Here is a 5,799-nt window from a genome sequence, read left to right on the forward strand (position 1 = left end):
GACCGCGAGGAGGTCGCGGCCCGCGACGGCGTCGTCGAGCGCGGCGATCTGGATCGCGCTCGCCGGGCCGTCGACGACGGTGGAGACGGCGTGTCTGACCGGGACCGCGACGCCGAGCCCGGCGAGTAGACGGCCCAGATCGGTCCGAGCCGGCCCGGTCAGGCCCGCACCTCCGTACGGTCGCCGCTCCACTGAGTGTGGAAGCTGCCCTCGCGGTCGGTCCGCAGGTACGTGTGGGCGCCGAAGAAGTCGCGCTGTCCCTGGATGAGCGCGGCGGGCAGTCGTTCGGTCCGGAGCCCGTCGTAGTAGGCCAGGGCCGCGGAGAACCCGGGCGCCGGGATACCCGCGGTCACCGCCGTGGTGACGACGCGCCGCCAGCTGTCGACGCAGTCGGCGAGCGCCTCGGCGAAGTAGGGGGCGGCCAGGAGAGTGGGGAGATCGGCGTTCTCCGCGTAGGCCTCGCGGATGCGGTCGAGGAAGGTGGCGCGGATGATGCATCCCCCACGCCAGATCGTGGCCAGGTCACCCCTCGCCACATCCCACCCGTACTCGGCGGTGGCAGCGGTGATCTGGTCGAATCCCTGAGCGTAGGCGATGACCTTCGACGCGTAGAGCGCGCGCCGGACGTCCTCGATGAACTCTGGGCCGGTGCCGCTCGGGGTCGACACCGCGCCGGAGGGCAGCGCGCGGCCCGCCTCGCGCTGCGGTACCGAACTGGACAGGGCGCGGGCGAAGACGGCCTCGGCGATACCGGTCACCGGGACTCCCAGATCCAGTGCGGACTTGACCGTCCAGCGGCCGGTGCCCTTCTGGCCCGCGCGGTCGACGATCACGTCGACCAGGGGATACCCGGTCTCGGCGTCCACCTGGGCGAGCACCTCCGCGGTGATCTCGATCAGGTAGGAGTCGAGTTCGCCGGTGTTCCACTCGCGGAACACCTCGGCCATGGCCGCAGGCTCGATCCCCGCCACACCGCGCAGGAGGTGGTACGCCTCGCCGATGAGCTGCATGTCCGAGTACTCGATCCCGTTGTGCACCATCTTCACGAAGTGACCGGAACCGTCCTCGCCGATGTGGGTGCAGCACGCGGTCCCGTCGACCTTGGCGGAGATGTCCTCGAGCATGGGCCCGACGACCTCGTAGCTGGAGGCCGGGCCACCCGGCATGATGGACGGGCCCTCGAGGGCGCCCTCCTCGCCGCCGGAGATCCCGGCGCCGATGAACCGGATCCCGCGGTCGGCCATCGCCTTCTCCCGGCGGATGGTGTCGGTGTAGAGGGAATTGCCCCCGTCGATGATGATGTCGCCCTCGTCGAACGCCTCGGCGAGGGCGTCGATCACCGCGTCGGTGGGTGCCCCGGCCTGAACCATGACGAGCGCACGTCGCGGCGACCGGAGTGCGGCGGCGAACTCCTCGATGGTCTCGGTGCGGACGAAGTCCCCGTCCCGGCCGTGCTCGTCCAGGAGAGCGTCGGTCTTGCCGGCGGAGCGGTTGTGTACGGCGACCGTGTACCCGTGGCGGGCGAAGTTCCGTGCGATGTTCGAGCCCATCACGGCGAGTCCGGTGACTCCGATGTCGGCGGTCCCGTTGGTGTCTGAGGTCGGCTGCGCGTCCTCGCGCTCAGTACTCATGTGTCTCAGAGTAGTCCACGGGTTCCCGGGCAGTGGACCTGCATCGATGGGGGAGACGGGCCGTCCGGCGGGCATCCGCGAACCTGAGTGTTTGCTGACAGGTCAGTGGTGCACTGAGTGCAACGATTGCCGGAACCGGTCCGAAACCCTTGGTTGTACGAGGTGGTGTGTTGTATCACTTATTACCGGGCCGGGACACCGGTGCACCCGCGGAACGGGGGGAAACGCGCCGCGGTGTGGCGCCGGTGTGCAGGCGGCCCGAGTGAGAAGTGATCAGCGAGGGGGAAGCAGCAGACATGACCAGCTCCATGCTGCCCACACAGATCGTGGGTACGCGCACGGTGTTCGACGACACGGTCGAGATACTCGCCGGGTTCAGACCGGGATACCCGAAGTTCTACTCGATCGCGGATCTCGGTACCCAGTCCCGCCGCCGGTGGGTTCCGCTGGAGCGTGCGGTGGACGGCGGACGTGTCGAGACGATGTTCCGCAACTACTTCGCGGAGTCCGGGGACATCCGGTTCTCGACGTACCTCGTCGCCGACGCGTTCGCCCACGGGGTGATCGGCCGGGCGGTCGCGAGCTTCGTCACCATCGGCCGGGTGTGGGACACGGGTGCGGAGAACCTCGCGGTCCGCACCGACATCGAGGGAGGGCTCGACTGGGCGGGCGTCCGGGACACCACCTTGCGACTGCTCTGTGATGATCCGTCCGCGGGATCGCCGGGGACCGTTGTCCTGCCGTGCGAGCAGGCCCTCGCGCAGTGGCTCGCCTGCCGGTCACGCATGACCCTGAGTCCGGTGTTCGACGATCTCTCCCGCGTGAGTAACTGCAGCGTCGACACCCTGTGGTCGGTGGTCGGGGAGTGCGTGCTGGGTGCCGCGACGATCGTCCCGACCTTCGCCGACACGAGTGCGGAGACCGGATACCGCCGCGGACAGCTGGTGCTGCAGGCGCTCCACGACTCCGGTCTGGCGGTACGGCGGCGCAGCGCCCTTCCGCGAACGCCCGGATCGGGACCGATCCCGGTGCGCGACAGGGGTTGGCGCTCGGTCCGCTGATCCCGCCTGACCCGGCTCGGTCCGCTGATCCCGCCTGGCCCGGCCCGGCCCGCTGGGCCCGGCTGACCTGACCTGACGCGCGTGACCCCGCACGGCTCGGCTGCGCGGACGCGGAGGCGCGGTAGCGTCGGTACCCGAATCGCCCGGACAGCCCGGGCCGGGAGAAGAGGTCCGATGTCCGACGCGGTCGAGAACGAGTTCATCCAGTTGATCCGGGGACGGTCCGGAACCGGTTTCGGCGGCGGGATCGGCATCGACTACCGGGATATCACTCCCGACAGGGTCGTGGTCTCGGTCGACATCGCGCCGCACCTGCACCAGCCCTACGGGATCGTCCACGGCGGCGTCTACTGTGCCATCGCCGAGGAGGTCGCGAGTGTGGCGGGCGCGGTGTGGCTCGGTGGTGAGGGCAAGGTGGTCGGGGTCAACAACTCGACCGACTTCCTGCGGGCCGTCACCGAGGGCACGCTCACGGCGACCGGTACCCCCGTGCACCGGGGACGCAGCCAGCAGCTGTGGCGTGTCGAGATCACCGATGACGAGGGGCGACTCGCTGCCGTGGGTCAGGTCCGGCTGGCGAACCTCCAGTAGGCCCGGTCGCCGGGCGAGAAGCCCTGTCCGGCCCGGGGCGCGCGGCGACAACCGGGGCAGAACTGCGAGAGCGCCCGGCGGGATGTCCCGCCGGGCGCTCGTCCCGGAACCGATCGACTCGCCGAACCGGCTGAGTCGTCGCGCCTCAGTCGCCGATCGACGTGGTCTCGACGGCCCGGTCGCGGGCCTCCTCCGCCGAGCGGGCCTTCTCATGGGCCGCCACGCGCTCGATGGCCTGTCGACCGTAGACCCACTGTTGCGTGGAGGTCAGCTGGGAGCGGTGGTCACCGCCCATGTGCATTCCCCAGGAGAACATGGTGGTCAGGCGGTTCTTGAACCCGATGAGGTACGCGAGGTGCACCACGAGCCACATCACCCAGGCGATGAATCCGGAGATCTCCAGCCTGCCCACCTTCACCACCGCGCTGTAACGCGACACGGTGGCCATGGAGCCCTTGTCGAAGTACTTGAACGGCGGTCGCTCGGCGGGGGACCTGCCCTTCTCGACCTCGGCCATGATCTGCTTCGCGGCGTACTTGCCGCCCTGGATGGCGACCTGTGCGACGCCGGGGAGCTTGTCGAGACTCATCATGTCGCCGACGACGAAGATCTCGGGGTGCCCGGGCAGCGAGAGATCCTTCTGCACCAGGACCCGTCCCGCGCGATCGATCTCGGCCTCCGTCTGGTCGGCGAGCATCTTGCCGAGCGTGCTGGCCTGGACGCCCGCGGACCAGATCTTGCAGGTGGCGTCGATCCGGCGGACCGAACCGTCCGGGTCCTTCACCTCGATCCCGCGCTGGTCCACATCGGTGACCATGGCGTTGAGCTGGATCTCGACGCCCATCTTCTCGAGCCGGGCCCGAGCCGCGTTGCCCAGTTTGTTGCCGAACGGCGGGAGGACGGCGGGGGCCGCGTCCAGGAGGATCACCCGGGCGGAGGCGGGATCGATACGGCGGAAGGTGTTCTTCAGGGTGTGCTGGGCCAGCTCCGCGACCTGCCCGGCCATCTCGACACCGGTCGGTCCCGCGCCCACGATGATGAACGTGAGGAGGCGGCGGCGCTCCTCGTCGTCCTCGGTGACCTCCGCCTGCTCGAAGCAGCCGAGGATCCGGCTGCGCAGTTCGAGGGCGTCGTCGACGGTCTTCATGCCGGGGGCCCAGCGTTCGAAGTGGTCGTTGCCGAAGTACGACTGATTGGCGCCGGCGGCCACGATGAGGCTGTCGTACTCGCGGTCGAACTTGATGTGACCGGCCGAGGCGTAGACCGTCTTGGCGGCCACGTCGATCTTGTTGACGTCACCGAGGATGCAGGTGACGTTCTTCTGGTCGCGCAGGATGAGCCGGGTGGGCGGGGCGATCTCGCCCACAGAGAGGATGCCGGTCGCGACCTGGTAGAGAAGCGGCTGGAAGAGGTGGTGCCCGGTCTTGGCGACCAGGGTCACGTCCACATCCGCCTTCTTCAGTTGCTGGGCCGCGAAGAGCCCGCCGAAGCCGGACCCGATGATGACGACTCGGTGCCGGCGTCCGGCCGGTGCGGTGGCGGTGACCTGGTCGTGTGCGGGCTCGGTCATGGCGGCTCCTGGTGAAGGTGAGACTGTCGTGGTGAGCGCGGGGCTCGCCGATCGGGTCCCCGGGCGGGTCACGCGCGGGAACGAGTCCCCAGGGTAGTGGTATGCGGTAGCCGGTGCACACGTAGTGGGCTCGCCGCGGTGAACGCTCCCCCCGTCGCGCCTGACCCGCCCGGGCGACGTGCGGCGGTACCGTCCCACTGACGACACCCCTGAGGAGGGACCCGGTGGTCAGACTCGAACCGCAGACCGTCGACCTCGATCGTTGGCCCGCGCTCGCGGAGCCGGACGGGATGGGCGGACAGGCCGCGGGGGAGGTCGCCCAGGCCCTGAGGAGGTCGACCAGGGACCTCGGTCTGAGGATCGACTACCCGGATTCGACGGCGGCGGGCGAGTACGACGCCCCTGTTCGAGTGGTCCTGCGGGAGCCCGAGCGCTTCTGGGCGCGCCTCGCGTCCGCCGGGGTGCTCGGCCTGGGAGAGTCCTACATGGCCGGTGAGTGGACGACAACCGACCTCGGCGCGGCCATAGGAACCCTCGGCCCGTGGATCGCGGGGAACTCCGACTGCGCCCACCCGGGTGAACGAGCCTATGGGCGCGACGGTCGCGGGAGCCCCGGTGGTGGGCGACGGCGCGGGGGACCGGTGGTGGTGGAGCTCGAGGATTCCGTTCCCGGTGCGCTCACCTCCCTCTACACCGACGAGACGATGTCGACGGCGGGCGCCGTGTTCGCCTCCGGTGCACGCACCCGTGCACGGATGGAGGACGGGACCGACGTGGTCCACCTCGAGGTCCCGGCGTCGCCCCCCCGGCGCAACGACCTGGGGGACGCCCAACGGCGGTCGGCCGACACGCTGCTCACCCTTGCCGGCGTCGGGGCCGGCACCCGGGCCCTCGTCGCCACTCCCGGGTGGGGTGAGTTGCCGATGCGGGCCGCCGAGCGCGGGGC

At 70.0% G+C, this 5,799-nt stretch carries 4 protein-coding genes and 1 pseudogene; 3 read left to right on the top strand and 2 right to left on the bottom strand.

The features are described 5' to 3' along the window. Positions 1 to 158 precede the first annotated feature (158 nt). Positions 159 to 1,631, bottom strand: a complete 1,473-nt coding sequence (gene gndA, locus G6018_RS01480) for an NADP-dependent phosphogluconate dehydrogenase (RefSeq protein WP_179525228.1) — start codon at positions 1,629 to 1,631, stop codon at positions 159 to 161. Positions 1,632 to 1,927: 296 nt separating this feature from the next. Here gndA and G6018_RS01485 point away from each other — a divergent pair, with 296 nt between their 5' ends. Both G6018_RS01485 and G6018_RS01490 read left to right on the top strand, forming a co-directional pair. After that, a complete protein-coding gene (locus G6018_RS01485; protein ID WP_182616261.1) occupies positions 1,928 to 2,692 on the top strand; it encodes a hypothetical protein in 765 nt (254 codons plus the stop codon). Between the two features lie 174 nt (positions 2,693 to 2,866). Next, on the top strand, positions 2,867 to 3,283 hold the full coding sequence (locus tag G6018_RS01490; protein ID WP_182638530.1) for a PaaI family thioesterase: 417 nt from the start codon (positions 2,867 to 2,869) through the stop codon (positions 3,281 to 3,283). A gap of 145 nt (positions 3,284 to 3,428) precedes the next feature. On the opposite strand, the gene G6018_RS01495 is transcribed toward G6018_RS01490, so the two are convergent. Then, a complete protein-coding gene (locus tag G6018_RS01495) occupies positions 3,429 to 4,853 on the bottom strand; it encodes an NAD(P)/FAD-dependent oxidoreductase (RefSeq protein ID WP_182638531.1) in 1,425 nt (474 codons plus the stop codon). Between the two features lie 224 nt (positions 4,854 to 5,077). Between G6018_RS01495 and G6018_RS01500 the strand changes: the two are divergent. Beyond that, positions 5,078 to 5,799 (top strand): annotated as a pseudogene (locus G6018_RS01500) (cyclopropane fatty acid synthase); the annotation flags it as partial.

Source organism: Dietzia sp. DQ11-44 (assembly GCF_014145205.1).
GTDB lineage: Bacteria > Actinomycetota > Actinomycetes > Mycobacteriales > Mycobacteriaceae > Dietzia > Dietzia natronolimnaea.

Excerpts from the sequence above, each read along its gene's own strand:
- gndA (WP_179525228.1), bottom strand. The coding sequence starts at position 1,631 with ATGAGTACTGAGCGCGAGGACGCGCAGCCGACCTCAGACACCAACGGG.
- G6018_RS01485 (WP_182616261.1), top strand. The coding sequence starts at position 1,928 with ATGACCAGCTCCATGCTGCCCACACAGATCGTGGGTACGCGCACGGTG.
- G6018_RS01490 (WP_182638530.1), top strand. The coding sequence starts at position 2,867 with ATGTCCGACGCGGTCGAGAACGAGTTCATCCAGTTGATCCGGGGACGG.
- G6018_RS01495 (WP_182638531.1), bottom strand. The coding sequence starts at position 4,853 with ATGACCGAGCCCGCACACGACCAGGTCACCGCCACCGCACCGGCCGGA.